Genomic DNA, 19,805 nt, shown 5'->3' with positions numbered 1-19,805 from the left:
GCGCAGATGGCGCGCTGACGTCACCCGCGCGGAAGGGCACGGACGGCACCCGCGCAGAAGCTCGCTCATGGGACCGCGCGGAAGCGCACCCACGGGACGGCGCCCGGCACCGGCTCGGTCAAGGACGGACCGGCGCCGGGGCGGGGGCGCCTCCGGTGGCGGTCCCGTCCACCCCGCCCCTGCCCGTCCCGCGCGCCCCGTCCGTCACCCCGACTCGCGCCACCGGTTCGTGACCGGCAGCCGCCGGTCCTTCCCGAACCCCTTCGGCGAGATCTTCGTACCCGGCGGATACTGCCGGCGCTTGTATTCCGCGGTGTCCACCATCCGCAACGTCTTCACCACGAGCGCGTCGTCGAACCCCGCGGCCACGATCGCGTCGCGCCCCTGGTCCCGGTCCACGTACAGCTCCAGGAGCCGGTCCAGTACGTCGTAGTCGGGCAGCGAGTCCGTGTCCACCTGTCCCGGTCGCAGCTCCGCGCTCGGCGGCTTCGTGATCGACGCCTCCGGGATCGGCGGCACCTGCCCCCGCGCCTCCGCAGCACGGTTGCGCCACTTCGCGAGCCGGAAGACCGACGTCTTGTACACGTCCTTGATCGGCCCGTACGCACCGACGGAGTCCCCGTACAGCGTCGAGTACCCCACCGCCAGCTCGGACTTGTTGCCCGGCGCGAGGACGATCTGGCCCTCCTGGTTGGAGACCGCCATCAGCATCGTGCCGCGCAGCCGGGACTGCAGGTTCTCCTCGGCCAGGCCGGTCAGTTCCAGCGACCCCATGTACGCGTCGAACATCGGCTCGATCGGCACGGTGCGGAAGTTCAGCCCCGTACGCCGCGCCAGCTCGGCCGCGTCACCCCTGGAGTGGTCCGAGCTGTACTTCGACGGCATCGAGATGCCGTACACGTTCTGCGCCCCGAGCGCATCGCACGCGATCGCCGCGACGAGCGCTGAGTCGATGCCGCCGGACAGCCCGATCAGCACACTGCTGAAACCGTTCTTCGCGGCATACGCGCGCAGTCCCACGACCAGGGCCGAGTACAGCTCCTCGTCGCCGTCGAGCCGCTCCGCGTAACCGCCCGTCAGCTCCGGTTCGTACGCCGGGAGGGGCTCGTCGGAGAGCACCACGTGATCGATGCGCAGCCCGTCGTCCACGGTTCCGGACGGCGGCTCGGCCGCGGCGGCGGGCAGCTCCAGGTCGAGGATCATGCTGCCCTCGGAGAACTGCGGTGCGCGGGCGATCACTTCGCCGTGCCGGTCGACGACGATCGAGTCACCGTCGAAGACCAGCTCGTCCTGGCCGCCGATCATCGCGAGGTACGCCGTCGTGCACCCGGCCTCCTGCGCCCGCTTGCGCACCAGTTCGAGCCGCGTGTCGTCCTTGTCCCGCTCGTACGGTGAGGCGTTGACCGACAGGAGCAGCCCTGCCCCGGCGGAACGCGCGGCGGGCACCCGGCCGCCGTCCTGCCAGAGGTCCTCGCAGATCGCGAGCGCGACATCGATGCCGTGCACCCGCACGACGGGCATCGAGTCGCCCGGAACGAAGTACCGGAACTCGTCGAAGACGCCGTAGTTGGGCAGGTGGTGCTTGGCGAAGCTCAGCGCGACCCGCCCGCGGTGCAGCACCGCTGCGGCGTTCTGCGGGGCCCCGGCGGGCTGGCCGTACCTGGGCTGGGCCTTCGCGGAACGGTCCAGATAGCCGACGACGACCGGCAGTTCGCCGAAGCCCTCCGCCTGGAGGCGGGCGGCCAGCGCGTGCAGCGCGTCGCGGGACGCGTCGACGAAGGACGACCGCAGGGCCAGATCCTCGACGGGGTAGCCGGTCAACGCCATCTCGGGGAACGCCACAAGATGGGCGCCCTGCTCGGCGGCATGACGGGTCCAGTGGACGATCGACTCGGCGTTGCCGGCGAGATCGCCGACCGTCGAGTCAATCTGATTCAGTGCGAGGCGTAGTTGAGGCACGCCGCCCAGTCTAATCGTCTTTCTGACGCGATGTCCTGGAGGACCGTGTGAATTCAGGGGCCGGACCGCCGGGGCGACAGGTCAGCGCCGGTAGCCGATGACCGTCATCGTGCCCGCCTCCGCGTGGTGGACGCCGTGGAACGCCACGCCCGGGTGCGGACGGAGCCGGTACGTATCCGGGCGCGGTCCCGCAAACCGGCACGTGAGGGTTCGCGCCCTCCGCCGGGCATCAGCGCCCTCACCGGGGGATCAGCGCCCACCACCCGGGGGCACCCGCCCCTCCACCGGCCACACGAGCGGTGGCCCGGCACTCCTTCGTCGGATTCGTCGGATTCCTCGGAGTGTCGGGCCACGGCTGTCACCGAGGCGCCTCAGCTGCGCGAGTAGACCTTCTCCACCCAGCCCGCGATCTGCTCGTCGGAGAGGTGCTGCGCCAGATCGGCCTCGCTGATCATGCCGATCAGCTTCTTGTTCTCGACGACGGGGAGGCGGCGGATCCGGTGCTCCTGCATCTCGTGCAGCACCGCGTCGACATCGGCGCCCGCCTCGATCCAGCGCGGCGTGCCCTGGGCGAGCTCGCCCGCGGTCACCTTCGACGGGTCGCGGCCCATGGCCACACAGCCGACCACGATGTCGCGGTCGGTGAGGATGCCCACCATGCGGTCCTGCCCACCGTTGGCGGAGATGGGCAGGGCGCCCACGTTGTGGTCACGCATCATCTGTGCTGCGCGGTCGAGCGTTTCATGGGCCGGAATCCACTGGGCCCCGCTGTGCATGATGTCTTTGGCGGTCGTCATGAAGGGTTTCCTCCTGCGTGCCGGTCGGCACTGGCTACGGCCCCGAGCGCACCCATCGTCGTGGGGGCGCCCGGGGCACGCGACCGCTGCGACCCGTTCGGGTGGGCGGCGCCTCGCCTCAGGGGCGGGGCTTCGCTCCCCTGGCCGTCAGCATGTCGGCCATCAGGTTCATCTCGGACCGCTGGGCGTCGACCATGCCCTGGGCCAGCCGCTTCTCGACCTTCACGGTGCACAGCCCGACGCACCCGCGTGCCATGTCGACGCCGCCCTCGTGGTGGTCGGTCATCAGCTGGAGATACAGGATCTCCGCCCGCCTGCCGTCCGCCGCGCGGAGCCGGTCGAGCTCGGTCCTGGTGGCCATGCCGGGCATGAAGGCCCCGTCGTGCGCCGTGAACGCCTCGCCGCCGGTCCCCTCGGTGCCGTCCGTGACGTGCCCGCCATGCCCACCGTGACCGTCGTGATCGCCGGCCATCCAGCGCATCGGCGGCTGCCCGTCGGGGGCGGTCTTCGGCAGCTCCCACAGATCCAGCCAGCCGAGCATCATGCCCCGCTGGTTGGCCTGCGTGTTGGCGATGTCGTACGCGAGACGCCGTACGTCCTCGTCCCGCGTACGGTCACGCACGATGAAGGACATCTCCACGGCCTGCTGGTGGTGGACGGCCATATCGCGTGCGAAGCCCGCGTCGGCGGAGCGCGCCGAGGGGGCGGAGGCGACACCGTCGCCATGGTCTCCACCGTGGCCCGCGCCGCCCGTCCCGTCGCCCCGCGCGGAGGCGACCGTGGCCGCCCCCGCGAACAGCAGGGCGAGGGCCACGGCGGAACCCGCCACCCACCGTGTGCGCCGCAGGCGCCGCGCGCTCCCGTCCGCCGGTTCGGTCCCGGGCGCGGCGTCCGCCGGACCGGCGCCTTCTCCGGCTTCCGTCGGCTCCGGGCCGGTACCGGGCTCCCTCGTCACCCGGCGGCCCCGATTCCGCCGGTGCAGGGCGCACCGGGCTCGGGCGTCTGCGGGCCCTGGACGTACTTCGCGAAGAACTGGGCCACCCGCCGGTCGTCGGCGCCGTCCACCGTGACCTGCTTGCCCCAGGCGCTCAGCATGATCGCCCCGGTCTGGTCCTCGTACGGGCTCATCAGCGAGTACGGGGTGCTGTCGACGCGAGTGCTCAGCTTCCGCACGTCGGCGTCGGCGGCCTTGCTGCTGTAGGTCACCCAGACGGCACCGTGTTCGAGGGAGTGCACCGCGTTGACGTCGTTGACAGCCTTCTCGTATACGACGCCGTCGCAGTTCAGCCACGCCTGGTTGTGGTCACCGCCCACCGGCGGCCGCATCGCGTACTTCACGTCACCGGCGACGTGGTTGCGGGTGAGCTTCTTCGCATCCCAGGACTTCTCGCCCGTGACGGGCCCGGCGGCCGACGCCGACCCGTCCTCCGTCGGCTGCTTGCCGTCCTCGGTGACCGCGCCCGACGTCTGCTCCTTCGCCTCGGAACTGTCCAGCACGAGGTACGAGCCGAAGCCGACCAGACCGGCTACCACCAGGGTGCTCAGCGCTATCGCGACGACCCGGTTGCGACGGTCGCGTGTGCGGTCGGCGTCGCGCATCTGCTCTGGGCGGGTCCTGCGGTCGAAGCTCATGTCGGCCAGTCCTTCTGCGAAGGGGGAGAGGGGGTGAAACGGGTCATGAGACAGGCATACGGAGGGCAGTTGCGATGTCGCGGACCCCCTTGCACGTCTTGGCCGCCGATCGTAGTGGGTGGCCGAGTGCTCTCTCTCACACCGAGTGCGTAATCTGGGTGAAATCCCGGGTCGTGATACTGGAGCTCCTCCCCTACCCCGGGCGGTGGTGCACAGACCGTCTGAACTGCAAGGATGTGGCTATGGACAAGCAGCAGGAATTCGTCCTCAGGACACTCGAGGAGCGCGACATCCGCTTCGTACGGCTGTGGTTCACCGATGTCCTCGGGTTCCTCAAGTCCGTCGCCGTGGCCCCCGCGGAGCTGGAGCAGGCGTTCGACGAGGGCATCGGCTTCGACGGCTCGGCCATCGAGGGATTCGCCCGGGTGTACGAATCGGACATGATCGCCAAGCCCGACCCCGCCACGTTCCAGATCCTTCCCTGGCGTGCGGAGGCCCCCGGCACGGCCCGGATGTTCTGCGACATCCTCATGCCCGACGGCTCGCCGTCCTTCGCGGACCCGCGCTACGTGCTCAAGCGCATCCTCGCCAAGACCTCCGACCTGGGCTTCACCTTCTACACCCACCCGGAGATCGAGTTCTTCCTGCTGAAGAACAAGCCGCTGGACGGCACGAGGCCCACGCCCGCCGACAACTCCGGCTACTTCGACCACACCCCGCAGAACGTGGGCATGGACTTCCGCCGCCAGGCGATCACCATGCTCGAATCGATGGGCATCTCGGTCGAGTTCAGCCACCACGAGGGCGCCCCGGGCCAGCAGGAGATCGACCTGCGTTACGCGGACGCGCTCTCCACCGCCGACAACATCATGACCTTCCGCCTGGTCATGAAGCAGGTCGCGCTGGAGCAGGGCGTACAGGCCACCTTCATGCCCAAGCCGTTCTCGGACTACCCGGGCTCGGGTATGCACACCCACCTCTCCCTCTTCGAGGGCGACCGGAACGCGTTCTACGAGTCGGGCTCCGAGTACCAGCTCTCCAAGGTCGGCCGCTCCTTCATCGCCGGTCTGCTGAAGCACGCCGCCGAGATCTCCGCGGTCACCAACCAGTGGGTCAACTCCTACAAGCGCATCTGGGGCGGCTCCTCCCGCGCCGCGGGCGCTGGCGGCGAGGCCCCCTCGTACATCTGCTGGGGCCACAACAACCGCTCCGCCCTGATCCGCGTCCCCATGTACAAGCCCGGCAAGACCGGCTCGGCCCGCGTCGAGGTCCGCTCCATCGACTCCGGCGCCAACCCCTACCTGACGTACGCGGTGCTCCTCGCCGCGGGCCTCAAGGGCATCGAGGAGGGCTACGAACTCCCGGCGGGCGCCGACGACGACGTCTGGGCCCTGTCCGACGCCGAGCGCCGCGCGATGGGCATCGAGCCGCTCCCGCAGAACCTCGGCGAAGCGATCGCACTCATGGAGAAGAGCGAACTGGTCGCCGAGACCCTCGGCGAGCACGTCTTCGACTTCTTCCTCCGCAACAAGAAGCAGGAGTGGGAGGAGTACCGCAGCGAGGTCACGGCCTTCGAGCTGAAGAACCTCCTGCCGGTGCTGTAGGCGCAGGTCAGCAGGTGGGGGCCGGGGTCACTTCGGTGGCCTCGGGTCCCCAGGGCAGATGGCGCAGGACGCCGGGCTTCGCGGCCTTCTCCGCGCTCCCCGCCTTGTCGTCCTTCTTCTTGTCCTTGCTGCCCTTGGCTCCGGTGGCGGGGACCTCCCGGACCGTGACGCCCTTGGCGTCCACCGCGACGAGTTCCCCGCAGACCGGGCCTGCCTGGGTCCGTACGGTCACGAGCTGGGGGCCCGGCTTCTTCTCCTCGGGGGCGGGGGCCGTCCAGGTGAGAAGTACGGCGGCCGCCACCGCCAGGACGCCGATGGCGGTCGCCCAGCAGACGAAGCGGATGTGGCCCACGATCCGCTTGCGTTCCTCCGTCTCCCAGTCGAGCAGACTCAAGGCATCGGGGTACTTCAGATCGTCCCCCGGCTTCCCGTGCGCGGCGGACACCGCTGCGAACGCGGCGGCCAGCAGGCCCACGAGGGCGCAGGCCAGGAGGGCGGTCACCGCCACCCGGTAGCCCGTGGGGAGCTCTGTGACGTTGTCGCGGCCCTTGAGGATCAGGACGGCGGTCAGCAGGCCCGTGGCCAGGGTGAGGAAATTGCGCCACCCCTCGGCCTGCCGCCGCGCGATGTCCAGCTGCGCGTTCGCCATCTCGTCAAGCCGTTCGGCGGCACGGTCCAGCTGGTCCGTCGTGTACGGATCGGTCCCGCTCACGGGGTGCCCGCCGGCGGGCGCACCGCGGTCCAGGAGCGGCCGCAGCCGCCCTTCTCCTGGGTGTCGCCCGGATGCGGGTACGGGCACTGACACACCATGTACGTCTCCTCCGGGCCCATGCGGCCCACCTTGGCCGGGCCCCCGGGGCCCTTCGTGACGCCGACCTGGATGCGGACCGGCGGCTCGTAGCTGGTCTCGCCCCGGCACTCCGGGCACTCGCCGCGGACGGTCAGGCTCTCGCCGGTGAACTCCCAGGCGAAGCCGGTGACCTTGGTGGGGTGCTTGCGTCGCAGATAGCGCACTGTCGCGTCATGGTCCGGCATGGTCCGATGCTCCTGATCCGGTGGTGGGCGAGGGTTCCGGCGGCAGCCGGAGACCGAAGAGTTCCGCGTAGTCCTGGAGCCGCTGACGTACCTCCGCGGCCGTCAGCTCCGTTTCCTCCCGCGCCAGGACGAGATGGCTGTCGGACACGTCGCCGCACAGCGCGGGTTCGCGGCCGGTGAACCGGGTGGTGAGGATGATGACGTCGCGCCAGTCCGGTTTCCGGGTGGTCGAGGGCTCGGCGAACGGGATGTCCACGCCGATGCACCTGAAGCGCAGCAGCCGCCGGTACGCCGTGCGTACGTCGGTGTCGAGGCGGGCCGCCGTCATCACCAGCGAGAGCGGGCTCAGGATCCAGGAGTCGTGCAGCGCCTGGGGCGGCAGTGCTTCCCAGACCTCCTGCTCGGGTACGTCGTCCCCGTCGTCCGGGAGTGCCGCGTCCGCCGGGACGGGCAGCCCGGGTGCGCCGAGCGGCCTGTAGGCATGAAGGAGGGCGGCGGCCCGGTGGACGGGGATGCGGGACGCCTGGGCGAAGATGCGGAGGTCCGTGCCGGTGAGGCGTTCCTTCCACCGCACCTCGTGCGGCTGGATCAAGGCGTAGTAGACGGCCAGGTCGGGCCGGAGGCCGGTCGCCTCCTCCGGCACCCGTGCGACCTCCAGGCCGAACGGAGCTACGGCCATGCGTAGTTCGTCCGCGGTACGGCCGAGGGTGCGCGATGCCTGCGCCGCGAGTCCGATCAGATAGGGAAGTTCGACGCGGTCGGACCGGCGTTCCGGAGAGATGGGGAAAGCCTGAGTGACTCCGGCCCCCGTCAGGGTCCACCAGTCGGTCGACAGGTTTCGCGGGAATCCACCGAGCACGTCCGACGGACGCAGCCGCGCGGCCCTGAGCCCTGATTCCGTCAGCAGCCCATGGTCCGCGAACAGTTGGAGGGCTGACGGATCTCCCTCGGCCGGCTCCGTCCGCTTGGTCACCCTCGACTGTTCGGTGTCGGTGATCGCGGTGAGCACTTCCCATGCCGAGGCGCCGGCGCACTCGCGATGCGAAAGCGCACCGAACCACGTCGGCGCCACGACGGACGCCAGCTCTCCCGGTTCGGCGACCGGAAGTCCCAGTGCGGCGGCAACGGGGGAGAGCCGCCCGGCGACATGCCCCATCGTCTGCCCGTGCCTGGCGGAGATCCTGGCCAGGTGGAAGAGGGTGACGTCCTCCACGAGGACCGCACCGGTCGTCAGGCCGGTGCAGAGGTCCGCGAGGTTCCACTGCGCCGGGGGCGCGGCGTGCGAAGCGCCGGCGGGCCGGAAGCCGAGCGGGGCGAAGCGGTGGACCACCGACTCCACTTCCGTCGTGCTCATGGATGTCTGCCAGGCGCGCAGGACGATGTCCAGCGGCGTCACGAGGGAGGGGAACGGCCGGGCGGGGGGACCGGTTCCCCTGCCCATCTGTCTGCCGACCAGGGCCTGCAGCTCGGAGGCTTCCACAACGTGCTCCGCCAGATCTCCCGGATGGGCGCCGGGGCGGGGGATCCGAGGGTCGATCAGACTCAGCTCCTCCCACTGCCGCAGTAGTTCGCCCAGCGGCTGACGCCCCTCCAGGGACTGGTTGAGCACGAGGTCACGCAGTTGTTCAGTGGCGATCGGCTCGGAGGATCCTGCGTCCTGCCCGAACAGTCCATTGGTGAACAGACCGTAGAGGGAGGACAGTTCGAGGCTCGGCCCGACGTTGTCCAGATGGCGCAGATCAACTGCCTCCGGGACATGGACTCCGGTGACGGCGTAGCGACGCACGGCACGGACGAGACGGCGTAGCGAGATCCCGGTCGAGTGGGCGGCGAACAGCAGATCCTCCCAGCCGGGACCCACCCTGTTGAAGACGACGGCGTCCAGTGCGACGGGGGCGGGGTAGGAAGCCGGTCCGGCCGCCGCGTCAGGTGTCCCGTCCCTGTGGTCCTGCCCCGTCCGCCGAGCACGCCACGCGGTGAAGCTCTGGTGGAAGATGCCCGCGGGGGAGTCATCGGAATAGGGGGAGTGTGTCGCGGGCGAGCGCTGGTGCAGTTCGGAGTCGCTGGGCAAGCAGCCCATCGTGCGGAGAGGGATCTCCGGCGCGGCGGCGCCGGGGTCCAGCAGTTCGGTGTCCGTGATCACGACGGAGGCATCCTGCCTCAGCAGGTGGCCGACCAGCGCCAGGGCGAAACTCCGGTGCTCCGCGGTCATGGACCACAGCCACCGCATCGGTATCGGCCCCCATGGGCACGTGGTCAGGGTGGGCAGCGCCGCTTGGAGATCTGCGCGCACGGCCGCCTCGTCGTAGTGGAGCAGGCGGTTGCGGTCGACGCTCAGCCGAGGACGGTGCCGTCGTCGCAGATTGAGGACGTACCCGTACAGGCGCTGGTCCCGTGAGATCAGCAGGCCGTCGGAGAGCAGCATCCCCTGGCCCTGGACCCACCAGACGTCGTCGTGGGCAGGGATGGGCTGTCCGTCGTGCGCGACGTTCCCGTAGAGCTCCCCCGGCTGCCAGGTGACGGGCTCGCCGTCGTTCTCCTGAGCGGTGACCAGCAGCGGAGCGCACCAGAGCGCTTCCCGGAGAGCGTGGACGAGTGAGGAACGCTGTGCCTGCGACGGGCCGTCCCTGCTCTCGTCGTCCTCTTCGTCCTCGTCACGCACGTACAGCTTGACGATGGTCCCGCCGCCCTCCAGGTCGGCCGGTTTCTCCTCGATGTGCATCAGGCCGGACCCCGCCGTCACGACCGCGCGGTGGCACTTCCCGGAGTTCGCCCGCCCGTACAGGTCGACCGGACGGGTCGTCACCTCGATCTCGTCGGCCAGCATGAAGTAGCTGAACACTCCGATGCCGAAGCGGCTGTTGAGCTCCGGTTCGATGCCCTTGCGGCGCCAGCGGCGCATCTCCCGCACCCGCGTCTGGGACTGCTCGGCGCGCCGTCCCGCGCGGGCGAACAGGTCTCTGAGCTCCTCGCCGGTCATCCCGACGCCGTTGTCCCTGCACTCGATGTACTTGCGGTTCGCCTTGTCCGTGCCCTGGGTGAAGGTCACCTGGAAGTCGGTGAGGTCCTCCCGCAGGGACCGGCCCGGCGCGCCGTCCGTCTTCTCGTACGCCGCGTAGAGGCGTCTGGCGTGCCGGACCCGGCACGCGTCGAGCGCGTTCTGGTACAGCTCGCGGACCGCCAGCATCCGGTCGCCGTACAGCCGGGTGCCCATGATGAGGGGCTTGACCTCGTCCTCCGCCAGCTGGAAACGGGGCGGTGGCCGGTCGAAGGCCTTGGCTTCGGGATGCAGCCCGTCCGTCTTCACCATCTCGGGCATGCCGTACAGCAGGTCCCCGGTCCGCAGCTTTCCGCTGGTGCGGCGGTATTTGCGCCCGGCCTGGGCGACAACCGCGGCGAGCCGGTCGAGCGCGGTGAACACGGCTGCGTGCCGACTGTGGAAGCGCAGCACCCAACGGTCGGTCATCGCCTCGCTGTCAGCGGGCGCCGTCGCCGCGAAGGGATCGCCGGCCGCCGCTGCGGGAACGAATCCGTCGTTGCCGTGGACCTCGGTGACGATCTCCTCCGGGGTGACGCGGTTGAGGGTCGCCCCCAGATGATCGGTGATCACCCCGTCGAGCATCCGGGTGTCGATGGCGAGCAGCGAGCCCACGTGGAGCAGCGTCGCGAGCTCCTTCGGCCGCCACGTCCAGCGTTCCTCGCCGTACAGCTGCTCGGTGAGGCTGTCGTCCCACGGCTCGCCGCCCGGCGCCGCGTCGCCGGGGGCGGTGCTCATCTGGGAGACCACCTGCAGCAGGGCGTGGTCGAGCATCAGACGGTGGTGTTCCCTGAGCGTGCCGACGGCCTTCCCGGCCGCCTCGAAGAACAGCCGGATGGCCTCCCAGAGGCTGCTGAACTCGGCGGGGCCTTCGACCCACAGGAGATCCCAGTCGGCGAGGAAGCGGTGCCGCAGCCAGTGCTCCACCGCGATCGCGTCGCTCTCCTTCTCCCGCCGCAGCAGGGTCCGCCGGTGCGACTCGATCTGCCGGTAGGCGCGACGCACGTCCGCCATGTCCCGGTCGAGGTCAGCGCCGAAGCCCTCGCGCGGGGGTGAGGGCGGGGTGTCTTCGGCTCGGCACGCCCCGTCGGCGAGGTGGAGGGCGTACAGCCCGCAGGCGATCGCGGCCTCCCGCAGGAAGGGCGCCGCCAGGAGGGTCGTCGTCTCCAGCAGGCTGAGCCGGCCGTGCCCGGCGAGCAGGCGGTCGAGCTGCTTGACGACGCGCTGCGGGTACAGCTCGTCGTCCCACGGGTCCCGGGAGGACGAGCGGAGCCTGCGGATGGCGACGACCTTGTCGATCAGCGCGGCGAGCTGTTCCTTGACCTGCGCCTGCTGGACATGGCCGCCACTGGTGATCTGCCACAGCGCGGACCCGTCCACCGCCCTCGTCCAGGCGTCCGCGTACGGGGTGCCCTCGCAGATCTCCACCGTGCCGTGTTCGCTGCGACGGTGTTCGAGCCCGAGCCAGCGGTGGGTGACGGCCGGCGGTTCCTGGTACGTGTACGACTCGGCGATCACGTGGGCGCGGTCCGTGACGTGGCGGACGACCTGGTCGACCGTACGTGCGGAGGATTCGGGCCGGAGGGCTTCGGCGAGTGCCTGCGCCATGACGCTGCCGCGCTCCTCGTCGCCGAGTGCGTCGGCGTCCGGTTCGCAGGCGTTGACCAGGAGGACGTTCTCCCGGTGGCGGCCGACCTTCATCCCGGTGAAGCCGGTCGGGGCGCCGCTTCTGCTGCGGCAGGCGTCGAAGAAGAACAGCAGGGTGGCGTCGGAGGTGAGCGCGCGCAGCAGGTCGTCGGGTACGACGCCGATGAGGGTGTCGGGGTTGAGGAGCGGGGCGTCCGGGTCGGCGTAGTCGGGGGCGGCGTCGCTCGGCACCAGGTAGTCGGTCCCGTCGATCCGCACGCCGTGGCCGGAGAAGTAGACGACCCCGATGTCCTCGGAAGCGCAGGAGCTGAGGAACTGCCCGAGCCGGTCGGCGATGTTCGATTTGGTCGTGTCGTCCTCGGTGTCGAGCACGGTGACCATCTCATCCGCGTACCCGGAGCCGATCAGGGCGGTTCGAAGCCGTTCGGCGTCGCGCGGTGCGAAACCGAGCGGGACGAACTCGCCCTTCGTCTGTGCCGCGCGCTCCAGCCGGGGCTGCCCCGGCACCGCGATCAGCAGTGCCCGCCGTCGGCCCGTGCCCATGGTCCGGCTGATCCGCATTCCCCCAAGTCACCTTCCCCGCAAGAGAGTCAGGCGGAGATTATGTCAGGGGCGGGGTGCGCCGGCAGGTCAGTCGAAGCCCCGGGACATCTCGTCGAGGATCTCGTCGATCAGGGCGGCCGGGTCCCCGGTCTGGTCCTCCTCGATCCACATCCGCATCGCGATGCGGAGTGAGGAGAGGAACGCGGCGGCCATTACCTGGGGGCGTACCGCCCCGTTCGGCGGGCCGGCGCGCAGGGCGACGGCCTCGGCCAGGTCCCGTTCCATCGCCGCGTGGTTGGCTAGCTGCCGCGCGAGCAGGGAGGGGTGCCGCAGGGCGAGCCTGGTGCGTACGGCCCATTCGCGTTCCGGTGGCGCGACCCCCTTGGAGAACTGCTTCATCGCGGCCCGGAGCGCGGGCCAGGCGGGCTCGTCGGCGGGCCGTTCGCGTACGGCTCTGACCAGGGCGGCCATCTGCCGTTCCTCGCCGTACAGGAGGGCGTCCTCCTTGCCGTCGAAGTAGTTCGAGAACGTCCTGCGGGAGATGCCGGCGGCGTCCGCCACGGCTTCCACGGTCACGTGGTCGAAGCCGAGCTCGACCGTCAGGCGCAGCGTGGCCTCGTGCACAGCCTGGCGGGTGGCTTCCTTCTTGCGTTCCCGCAGTCCCACAGAGCTCTCCATGGGTTCCATTATCAACGTGCCAACACATGCCCGTCGGGCAATATTGCTCAGCGAGCAATATTGCCCAGTGTGCATGTATGGTGAATCCTTCTGCCCCTTGACCACACCTTCCGGAGGTTGCGCGTGAGCGCAGAAACGGCCGCGCCGCCCGACGTCGCGCCCATGGAGCACCGTGACGTCCTGCGGGCGCTGAGCGGCCTGCTCATCGTGCTGTTCGTGGCGATGACGAGCAGCACCGTGGTCTCCGTCGCCCTCCCGCAGATCATCGGCTCGCTGAACGGCACCCAGTCGCAGTACACCTGGGTCGTCACCGCGATGCTGCTGGCGTCGACCGCCTCCACCCCGGTCTGGGGCAGGCTCGCCGACCTGTTCAGCAAGAAGCTGCTGCTCCAGATAGCCATCGGCATCTTCGTCGTCTCGTCGGTCGCCTGCGGATTCGCCGGGTCCACCGAGCAGTTGATCGCCTTCCGTGCCCTTCAGGGCATCGGCATGGGAGCCCTCCAGGTGCTCGTGCAGGTCATCATCGCGGCGATGATCAGCCCCAAGGAGCGCGGCAGGTACAACGGTTACCTCGGCGGCGTCATGGCCGTCTCCACCGTCGGCGGACCGCTGCTCGGCGGCTTCATCACGGACACCTCATGGCTCGGCTGGCGGTGGTGCTTCTTCATCGCCGTCCCCTTCACGCTGCTCGCGTCCGTCATGCTCTCCCGCACGCTGCACCTCGCCGAAGTGCGCCGTGCGGACGTCAAGGTGGACTACCTCGGTGCCACCCTCATCGCGGCCGGCGTCAGCCTGCTCCTGCTCTGGGTCACCTTCGTCGGGGACGACTTCGACTGGATCTCCTGGCAGACGCTCGCCATGACCGGCGCCAGTGCCCTCGTCCTCGCGGCGGCCGTCGTCGTCGAGAACCGCGTCAAGGAACCCGTCGTCCCGCTCGACGTCGTACGCCGCCGGGACCCCGCCCTCGCCATCGTGGCGAGCCTCGCGGTCGGCATGGCGATGTTCGGCGGAGCCGTCTTCCTCGGCCAGTACTTCCAGATCGGCCGCGGTTACTCACCGACCGAGGCCGGTCTGCTGACCATCCCGCTGATGGCGGGCGTCCTGGTCTCCTCGACCGTGGCCGGGCGGCTGGTCTCCAGGACCGGCAAGGTCAAGCCGTACATCATCACCGGGGTCGTCGTCCTCACCCTGGGCTTCCTCGGCCTGTCGACGATCGACCACGAAACCCCCCTGGTCCTCGTGTCGTTCGGGATGGCCGCGGTCGGCGCGGGTGTCGGTATGTCGATGCAGAACCTCGTCCTCGTCCTCCAGAACACCGTCCCGCTCAGTGAACTCGGCGCGGCCAGCGGCGCGATCACCTTCTTCAGATCACTCGGTGGCACCATCGGCGTCTCGGTGCTCGGCGCGGTGCTGGCCCACCAGGTCGCCACGAAGATCGCGTCCGGGCTCACGGAGCTGGGCATCGACCCGGCCGCCTCGTCGTCCGGCGGATCGACCCTGAACGTGGCGGCCATGCCCCCGGAGATCCAGGAAGTCGTACGGGCCGCCTACGGGGACGCGACGGGCCACATCTTCCTGCTCTCGGCGGCCATCGCCGTGGTCGGCGTGGTCGCCTCGCTCTTCCTGACCCCGACGAAACTGCGGGACAGCGTGGATCTCTGACAGGCCGGGACCCCTGGTCCAGGCCTGGACGGGCCGGGAGGCGGCACGGACAATGGACCCCTTCGACGGGGGGAAACATGACCGAAGTGCTCGTACTCCTGGGCACGCTGCTCGCACTGACCATGCTCCTGGTCGTGAAGGTGAGTCTGCGCGCGCGGCGCCGCACACAGAACTTCGACGGCCAGGAGATCGAACGCCACCACAGCGCGGAGGCCCGGGAGATCCGGGCGGCCAACACATCGATAGCCGTCCACAACCGGTTCATCGACGGAGGCCGCGACCACCGACAGCCCCGGCGCTGATCCTTGCCCCAGGGCTGCCTTGTTCGTCAGGCCCCTGGGGTAAGGTGATCCCTCCCCGCACGGGGACGTAACTCAGGAGGTGAGACCCATTACCGCTGTATCAGGCTGGGTGCTCCCTTCCGACGATCGCGTGGTCGACCCGACATAGACGATCGCGGAGCGCCCATCGGCTTTCCCGAAAGGCTCCGCTTCATGTCGGTATCCGTGTCACCGCTCTCCCTCTCGTCGATCGTCACCACCCTCCGCGCCGCAGGGTGCGTCTTCGCGGAGGACGAGGCCGCGCTTCTCCTCTCCACCGCCGGCACCCCGGCTGCCCTGGCCGCCATGGTCGAGCGCCGCGTCGCCGGGCTGCCCCTCGAACACGTCCTCGGCTGGGCCGAGTTCTGCGGGCTGCGCGTCCATGTCGGCCCCGGTGTCTTCGTGCCCCGCCGCCGCACCGAGTTCCTCGTCCACCAGGCCGTCGCACTCACCCCCACCCCGTCCGTCGTCGTCGACCTCTGCTGCGGATCCGGAGCACTCGGAGCCGCCCTGACGGCGGTGCTCGACGGAGTCGAGCTGCACGCCACCGACGTCGAACCGGCGGCCGTTCGGTACGCCCGGCGCAATATCGGCGACCTGGGGCAGGTCTACGAGGGTGACCTCTTCGCCTCCCTGCCGGACTCCCTGCGCGGGCGCGTCGACGTCCTGCTGGCCAACGTCCCGTACGTACCGACCGACGATGTCGAGCTGCTGCCCCCGGAGGCGCGCATCCACGAACCGCGCGTGGCACTCGACGGCGGCGGCGACGGACTCGACGTCATGCGCCGGGTGGCCGCCGAGGCGCCGCGCTGGCTGGCGCCGGGGGGCAGCCTGCTCGTCGAGACGAGCGAGCGTCAGGCCGCGCTCGCGCGGGAGGCGGTCGGCAGCGGCGGGCTCATCCCGCGCGTGGTCACCTCCGAGGAGCTGTACTCCACCGTCGTCATCGGTACCAGGCCGACGGGCTGAGAGGTCCGTCGGCAGCCGTCAGCCGGCGGGCCAACGGGCCGGGGTATGCCGCTCCCCGCCCCGTCGGCCGGGGCACCCGCCCCGTGAAGCCGGGGCCCCGTTCCCCGCCCTGCCGGCTGATACGCCCCCACCCCGCCGGCTGATACGTCCCCACCCCGCCCCGTCAGCCGAAACGCCACCGGGTCTGGCCGAACGGGTCGCCCTTCGCGAAGCCGAAGGCCGTACGCGGGGCCACCGCGAAGACCAGGGCCGGGCCGCCCGCCTCGGTGGAGAACGCGCCGTCCCGGACGTCGAAGTGCCACTCGGCGCCCTACTTCGCCTCCCAGGCGGCGGCCAGCCGGGTCAGTTCCTCCTCGTCGGCCACCCGTTCCGCCCGGCCCTCCACCACCAGGTCGAGGCCCTCGCCCAGCGTGTTCGTCCCGGTGGTCAGGACGACCTCGGGGCTGCCGAGCAGATTGCGTGCCTTGCGTTCCTCCGGGCCCGTGCAGAAGTGCAGGGCCCCGGCCGACCAGACCCCGATCAGCGGGGTGACGTGGGGGCGGCCGTCCGGGCGGACGGTGGACAGCCAGTACAGCTCCGCCCTCGCGAGCAGGCCGACGGCCTCCTGCCAGGGGCGGGCCGTGGCGCCCTCGCTGCTGTAGCGGGCGTCCAGATCGGTGACCGGGTCGTGCCCGGCGCCGGTCCCTGAGATGGTCTCGGACATGGCGGACCTCCTGTTCGTCCTCGTGTCTCTGCAGTGCGGACTCCGTCGCCGCTCCGGATTCATCGGTCCCGGATAGGCTCGACGTGCGGGTCCATGAAGGTCGGCGGGCAGGAGAGCGCGGGATGACGACGGTGCCGGGGCGCAGAAGCAGTACGTTCTCCCGACTGCTGCGGCACGGTTTCACCGATCCGTCCGCCGCCGAACGGCTGCTGGAACTGCCCGCACTCTCCTCCGTACGGTCCGATCCCGTCCTGCTCGACGCGCTCGGCGCCACCGCCGACCCCGACCTGGCGCTGCGGAGCCTCGTCCGGCTGGTCGAGGCGGAGAACCCGGACGAGCGGCAGAGGCTGCTGGACACCCTGGTCACCGCGAAACCACTGCGGGACCGGCTCCTCGGCGTCCTCGGCGCGTCGGAGGCGCTGGGAGACCATCTGGCGCGGCATCCGCGCGACTGGCGGGCGCTCGTCACGTACGAGGCCACCGACCTGCACCCGGGGGTGGCCGAATTCGAGCGGGGGCTCGCCGACGCCGTCGACCCGGACTCCCTGCGCGTCTCCTACCGCCGCTGCCTGCTCGCCATAGCAGCCCGCGACGTCTGCGGCACCATCGATGTGGCCGAGACCGCCGCCGAACTGGCCGACCTGGCGACGGCCACCCTGCGGGCCGCGCTCGCCATCGCCCGCACGGCCACGCCGGGGGACGCGGCCCTCTGCCGGATCGCCGTCATCGCGATGGGCAAGTGCGGCGGTCACGAGCTGAACTACGTCTCCGACGTCGATGTGATCTTCGTGGGGGAGCCCACTGACGGGGTCGAGGAGAGCAAGGCGGTGCCCGCCGCGACCCGGCTGGCCGCCCACATGATGCGGATCTGCTCCGACACGACCGTCGAGGGCACCATCTGGCCGGTCGACGCCAACCTCCGCCCCGAGGGGCGCAACGGCCCCCTCGTGCGGACCCTCTCCTCCCACCTCGCGTACTACCAGCGCTGGGCCAAGACCTGGGAGTTCCAGGCCCTGCTGAAGGCCCGGCCGGTCGCCGGTGACCCCGAGCTGGGCGCCGAGTACGTCGAAGCGGTCTCGCCGCTGGTGTGGCAGGCCGCCGACCGCGAGAACTTCGTCGCCGACGTGCAGAAGATGCGCCGCCGTGTCGTCGACAACATTCCCGTGGACCGCGTCGACCGCGAGCTCAAGCTCGGGCCCGGCGGACTGAGGGACGTCGAGTTCGCCGTCCAGCTGCTCCAGCTCGTGCACGGCCGCAGCGACGCCAGTCTGCACAGCGGATCGACGCTGGAGGCGCTGCGGGCGCTCGCCGGAGGCGGTTACGTGGGGCGCGTCGACGCCGCCCAGTTCGACGAGGCGTACCGCTTCCTGCGCGCCATGGAGCACCGCATCCAGCTCTACCGGCTGCGCCGCACCCACCTCGTACCCGAGGACGAGGCGGACCTGCGCCGGCTCGGCCGGTCCCTCGGGATGCGCACGGACCCGGTCGCCGAGCTCAACAAGGCATGGAAGCGCCACGCGTCCGTCGTGCGTCGGCTGCACGAGAAGCTCTTCTACCGGCCGCTCCTGGACGCCGTCGCCCAGCTGGCCCCCGGTGAGTCGCGGCTCAGTGCGAAGGAGGCCGGAATCCGGCTGGAGGCCCTCGGTTACGCGGACCCGATCGCGGCCCTGCGGCATCTGGAGGCGCTGTCGTCCGGGGTGTCCCGCAAGGCCGCCATCCAGCGCACGCTGCTGCCGGTACTGCTCGGCTGGTTCGCGGACTCCGCCGACCCGGACGCCGGTCTGCTGGGTTTCCGCAAGGTCTCCGACGCCCTGGGCAAGACACCCTGGTACCTGCGGCTCCTGCGCGACGAAGGAGCCGCGGCGGAGAACCTCGCCCGTGTCCTGTCGGCCGGGCGCCTCGCCCCCGACCTGCTGCTGCGCGCCCCGGAGGCCGTCGCGATCCTCGGCGATCCCGGTGGGCTGAAGCCGCGCAACCGGGAGCACCTGGAGCAGGAGGTGCTGGCCGCGGTGGGGCGGGCCGACGGCGCCGAAGCCGCCGTCGGTGTGGTGCGTGGCGTGCGCCGCAGGGAGCTGTTCCGGACGACGGCCGCCGACATCATCCGCTCCTACGGTACGGAGGAGCGCCCCGCCGAACAGGATCTGGGCGCACTCGTCGACCGGGTCGGCTCCGCCGTCTCCGACCTGAACGCCGCCACCCTGTCGGGGGCCCTGCGGGCCGCCGTACGGGAGCGGTGGGGCGACACACTGCCGACCCGGTTCGCGGTGATCGGGATGGGCCGCTTCGGAGGGCACGAGCTGGGATACGGCTCCGACGCGGACGTGCTGTTCGTCCACGCACCGCGCGAGGGCGTGAGCGACCAGGAGGCGGCCCAGGCCGCCAACACGGTCGTGTCGGAGATGCGAAGGCTGCTCCAGCTGCCCACGGCCGACCCGCCGCTGCTGATCGACGCCGATCTGCGGCCCGAGGGGAAGAGCGGCCCCATGGTGCGGACGCTGAAGTCGTACGAGGCGTACTACCGGCGCTGGGCGCTGGTGTGGGAGAGCCAGGCGCTGCTGCGGGCCGAGCCGGTCGCGGGCGACGAGGAGCTGGGGCGCGGCTTCATCGATCTGATCGACCCGCTGCGGTACCCGATGGAGGGCCTGGGGGACGACGCCGTCCGCGAGATCCGCCGGCTCAAGGCCCGGATGGAGTCCGAGCGTATGCCGCGCGGCGCCGATCCGACGCTCCACGCGAAGCTGGGGCGCGGTGGGCTCAGTGACGTCGAATGGACCGTACAGCTCATGCAGATGCAGCACGGCTGGGTCGAGCCGGGGCTGCGGACCACGCGTACGCGGGAGGCCCTCGCCGCGGCGTGCGCGGCCGGGCTCATCCCGACCGAGGACGCGCAGACGCTGGACGAGGCGTGGGTGCTGGCGACGCGGGTGCGCAACGCGGTGATGCTGGTGCGGGGGCGGCCGGGGGACACGTTCCCCTCGAACCCGCGCGAAGTGACCGCCGTGGGGCGGTACCTGGGGTACGAACCGGGGCACGTCGGCGACATGCTGGACGACTACCGGCGGATCACCCGGCGGGCGCGGGCGGTGATGGAGGAGCGGTTCTACGGTGCGTCGTGAGGCGCAGGCCGTGCCGGGGGCTCCGCCCCCCGTGCCCCGCTTCCCGAACCCCTCTGGCAGCTTCTCGAACGCCGCTTCTCGAACGCCGGAGGGGCTGGGGTCCGCC

At 70.8% G+C, this 19,805-nt stretch carries 13 protein-coding genes and 1 pseudogene; 5 read left to right on the top strand and 9 right to left on the bottom strand.

What is annotated here, in order from left to right; translation table 11 throughout:
* Positions 1 to 204: 204 nt before the first annotated feature.
* The 4 genes from AB0C82_RS15270 to AB0C82_RS15255 form a co-directional block, all read right to left on the bottom strand.
* Positions 205 to 1,959, bottom strand: coding sequence for an NAD+ synthase (locus AB0C82_RS15270; RefSeq protein WP_362841149.1), 1,755 nt, complete (start codon positions 1,957 to 1,959; stop codon positions 205 to 207).
* Positions 1,960 to 2,330: 371 nt separating this feature from the next.
* Positions 2,331 to 2,756: a CBS domain-containing protein gene (locus AB0C82_RS15265; protein ID WP_362841147.1), complete on the bottom strand. Its 426-nt coding sequence runs from the start codon at positions 2,754 to 2,756 to the stop codon at positions 2,331 to 2,333.
* 118 nt (positions 2,757 to 2,874) lie between these two features.
* The gene (locus AB0C82_RS15260) at positions 2,875 to 3,603 is read right to left on the bottom strand and encodes a DUF305 domain-containing protein (protein ID WP_362842044.1); all 729 of its coding nucleotides are present in this window, start codon (positions 3,601 to 3,603) and stop codon (positions 2,875 to 2,877) included.
* Positions 3,604 to 3,707: 104 nt separating this feature from the next.
* A complete protein-coding gene (locus tag AB0C82_RS15255) occupies positions 3,708 to 4,388 on the bottom strand; it encodes a DUF3105 domain-containing protein (protein ID WP_362841144.1) in 681 nt (226 codons plus the stop codon).
* 242 nt (positions 4,389 to 4,630) lie between these two features.
* On the opposite strand from AB0C82_RS15255, the gene glnA reads away from it, so the two are divergent.
* Positions 4,631 to 5,992, top strand: coding sequence for a type I glutamate--ammonia ligase (gene glnA / locus AB0C82_RS15250; protein WP_362841142.1), 1,362 nt, complete (start codon positions 4,631 to 4,633; stop codon positions 5,990 to 5,992).
* A gap of 7 nt (positions 5,993 to 5,999) precedes the next feature.
* Here the strand turns inward: glnA and AB0C82_RS15245 are convergent, their stop codons facing one another.
* From AB0C82_RS15245 to AB0C82_RS15230, 4 genes are all read right to left on the bottom strand, one after another.
* Positions 6,000 to 6,704, bottom strand: a complete 705-nt coding sequence (locus AB0C82_RS15245) for a hypothetical protein (protein ID WP_362841139.1) — start codon at positions 6,702 to 6,704, stop codon at positions 6,000 to 6,002.
* Entirely contained in the window at positions 6,701 to 7,027 is a 327-nt protein-coding gene (locus tag AB0C82_RS15240; protein WP_362841136.1) for a hypothetical protein, read from the bottom strand. The genes AB0C82_RS15245 and AB0C82_RS15240 overlap by 4 nt, the downstream gene beginning before the upstream one ends.
* The gene (locus AB0C82_RS15235) at positions 7,014 to 12,272 is read right to left on the bottom strand and encodes a caspase family protein (RefSeq protein WP_362841133.1); all 5,259 of its coding nucleotides are present in this window, start codon (positions 12,270 to 12,272) and stop codon (positions 7,014 to 7,016) included. The genes AB0C82_RS15240 and AB0C82_RS15235 overlap by 14 nt, the downstream gene beginning before the upstream one ends.
* A gap of 69 nt (positions 12,273 to 12,341) precedes the next feature.
* Positions 12,342 to 12,932, bottom strand: coding sequence for a TetR family transcriptional regulator (locus AB0C82_RS15230; protein WP_362841131.1), 591 nt, complete (start codon positions 12,930 to 12,932; stop codon positions 12,342 to 12,344).
* A gap of 162 nt (positions 12,933 to 13,094) precedes the next feature.
* Here AB0C82_RS15230 and AB0C82_RS15225 point away from each other — a divergent pair, with 162 nt between their 5' ends.
* The 3 genes from AB0C82_RS15225 (at position 13,095) to AB0C82_RS15215 (ending at position 15,880) form a co-directional block, all read left to right on the top strand.
* On the top strand, positions 13,095 to 14,594 hold the full coding sequence (locus tag AB0C82_RS15225) for an MDR family MFS transporter (protein WP_362842042.1): 1,500 nt from the start codon (positions 13,095 to 13,097) through the stop codon (positions 14,592 to 14,594).
* Positions 14,595 to 14,671: 77 nt separating this feature from the next.
* The gene (locus AB0C82_RS15220) at positions 14,672 to 14,896 is read left to right on the top strand and encodes a hypothetical protein (protein ID WP_362841128.1); all 225 of its coding nucleotides are present in this window, start codon (positions 14,672 to 14,674) and stop codon (positions 14,894 to 14,896) included.
* A 192-nt stretch (positions 14,897 to 15,088) separates the two neighbouring features.
* Positions 15,089 to 15,880, top strand: coding sequence for a putative protein N(5)-glutamine methyltransferase (locus AB0C82_RS15215; RefSeq protein WP_362841125.1), 792 nt, complete (start codon positions 15,089 to 15,091; stop codon positions 15,878 to 15,880).
* A gap of 163 nt (positions 15,881 to 16,043) precedes the next feature.
* On the opposite strand, the pseudogene AB0C82_RS15210 reads toward AB0C82_RS15215, so the two are convergent.
* A pseudogene (locus AB0C82_RS15210) lies at positions 16,044 to 16,583 on the bottom strand (pyridoxamine 5'-phosphate oxidase family protein).
* A 122-nt stretch (positions 16,584 to 16,705) separates the two neighbouring features.
* Here AB0C82_RS15210 and AB0C82_RS15205 point away from each other — a divergent pair.
* On the top strand, positions 16,706 to 19,699 hold the full coding sequence (locus AB0C82_RS15205) for a bifunctional [glutamine synthetase] adenylyltransferase/[glutamine synthetase]-adenylyl-L-tyrosine phosphorylase (RefSeq protein WP_362841122.1): 2,994 nt from the start codon (positions 16,706 to 16,708) through the stop codon (positions 19,697 to 19,699).
* The last annotated feature ends 106 nt before the right edge of the window (positions 19,700 to 19,805 follow it).

The sequence above is a fragment of the Streptomyces sp. NPDC048560 genome, assembly GCF_040650955.1.
Lineage (GTDB): Bacteria > Actinomycetota > Actinomycetes > Streptomycetales > Streptomycetaceae > Streptomyces.
The sequence above is the reverse complement of the archived record's forward strand: the minus strand, read 5'-3'. Positions and strand labels throughout refer to the sequence as shown.